The following is a 2,283-nucleotide window of genomic DNA, read 5'->3' on the forward strand; positions in this document are numbered from 1 at the left end:
AGCCGCGCGGTGTAGATGCTCAAGGAGCTCAGGGGGGAGCCCCCAGGGTGACGTTGGCTTCCTGCGCGAAGCCCACGCCGGGGGAGAGCAGCAGCAGGATGAGCAACAGGGACAGTGGGGAGGCGGAGGCAGGGTTCATGGTCTCACCATGACCAAGGACAAGACAAACCGGGCCCCTCCTTTGGCCCTTCTCGGGCTTCCGGGCCGATCTCCCCCAGCTACGCTGCGCGGTAACACTCGCCACTGCTTCTCGCGCTGAGCACCAGGCATGCGGATTTCCTGCATCATTATCTCATTCGCTGGCTCCTTAATTTCACGGGAGCTGGGATCGGCCTTATGAAATTGAAACCGGCACGAGCCCGGTCTCCGAACTCTCTCGGAAAGGTTCACCCATGACGCGAATGACAAAGCATATGTCGCTGTACCTGACAGCCACCCTCCTGGCCCTCCTGGCCGGCTGTGGCGCGCCCTCCCCGCGGGAGGAGGACACCACGGGCTCGGCCCAATTGTTTGGCACCACGGCGCAAGCCATTACCGCCGCTGACGTCACCCTGGTGCGCGTCACCGTCTCCGCCGCCGACATGCCGTCGCGCACCGCGGAGCTCGTCAAGACGAACAACCAGTGGAGCGGCCTCATCGGCAAGCTGCCCGCGGGCACAGGCCGCACCTTCTCCGCCGAGGCCTTCAACAGCAGTGGCACCAAGCTGTACGCCGGTTCGGCCACCGACGTCACCATCCTGGCCAAGCAGACGACGGCCGTGTCCATCACGCTGCAGGAAGTCAGCCCGGCGGCGCCCTTCGCCAATGCCGCCCCCGTCATCTCCTCGCTGTCCGCCGCTCCCGGCACCGTCGAGCCCGGCGGCACGGTGACGCTCAATGCCTCCGCTTCCGATGCCAATCCAGGCGACACCCTCACCTATGCCTGGAGCGCGCCCTCGGGCACCTTCGCCCAGCCCTCCAGCCTCTCCACCACCTGGACGGCGCCGGCCTCCGCCGCCACCGTGCCCCTCACGTTGACGGTGACGGACGCCAAGGCCCTTCAGGGCAAGCTGACCTTCAACGTCAACGTCAACGCCGGCAAGGGGGATGCCACCGTCAATGCCTCTCTCAATACCTGGCCGCAGGTGAGCAACCTCTCCGCTACCTCCACCGCTCTGGAGGTGAATGAGTCCACCACCGTCTCCGCCACCGCTTCCGACAACGATGGCGACACCCTGGCCTACAGCTGGACGGCCTCCTGCGCTGGCACCTGGAGCAACCCCACCTCCGCCACCGCGCACTTCACCGCCACCGCGCTGCCCGGCGGCAGCACGTGCAACAACTGCAACCTCACCGTCACCGTCACCGACTCGCGCAACGGCCAGCCCATCGGCGGCCAGACGACGGGCACCCTCTCCATTTGCGTGGGCCCCAAGAGGACGGCCCTCTTCCCTCCCGATGTGGTCGAGACGTTCCAGTCCGCGGCCTCCGTCTCCGCCAACGGCACCGTCACCTTCCGGGTGAAGGCGGTGGACCCCCAGGGCAGCGCCATGAGTTTCTCCTGGGCCTCCACCACGGGCACCACGGGCACGCCCACCACCAGCGCCGGCTCCAGCGAGGTGGTGTGGACGGCGCCCTCCTGCACGCAGACGGGTGTTTCCCCCACCGTCACCGCCACCGTCTCCAATGCCCACGGCCTCTCGGCCTCCCAAGTGTTCTCCCTCTCCGGCCTGACGGCGTGCACGGGCAACCAGTGGGCAGCCGCGGGCTCCATGGCCTCGGCTCGCCACGCCCATAACGCCACCCTGCTCTCCTCCGGCAAGGTGCTCATCACGGGGGGATACGCCGATCCATATGGGAGCAGCCCCTTCGCTTCGGCGGAGGTGTACGACCCGGCCTCGGGCGCCTGGAGCGCCACCGCCTCCATGGCCACGCCTCGTGGTGAGCACACGGCGACGCTGCTGCCCAACGGCAAGGTGCTCGTCTCGGGGGGATTCAACGCCCTCGCTTCGGCGGAGGTGTACGACCCAGCCTCGGGCACCTGGAGCGCCACGGCCTCCATGCTCTCGGGTCGCCATGCGCATAGGGCGACGCTGCTGCCCAACGGCAAGGTGCTCGTCTCGGGGGGATGGAATCGCGGCGCCCTCACTTCGGCGGAGGTGTACGACCCGGCCTCGGGTACCTGGATCGCCACGGCCTTCATGACCTCGGCTCGCTGGGGACACACGACGACGCTGCTGCCCAACGGCAAGGTGCTCGTCTCGGGAGGGTCCACCAGTACGAATGGGAGTTCCTCCATCGCGG

1 protein-coding gene is annotated in these 2,283 nt (G+C 67.8%); it reads left to right on the forward strand.

The window, feature by feature from the left end; translation table 11 throughout:
- Positions 1-392: 392 nt before the first annotated feature.
- A partial coding sequence (locus VF794_RS26280; protein WP_331115037.1) for a kelch repeat-containing protein occupies positions 393-2,283 on the forward strand: 1,891 nt, incomplete at its 3' end.

Source organism: Archangium sp. (assembly GCF_036389735.1).
GTDB lineage: Bacteria > Myxococcota > Myxococcia > Myxococcales > Myxococcaceae > Archangium.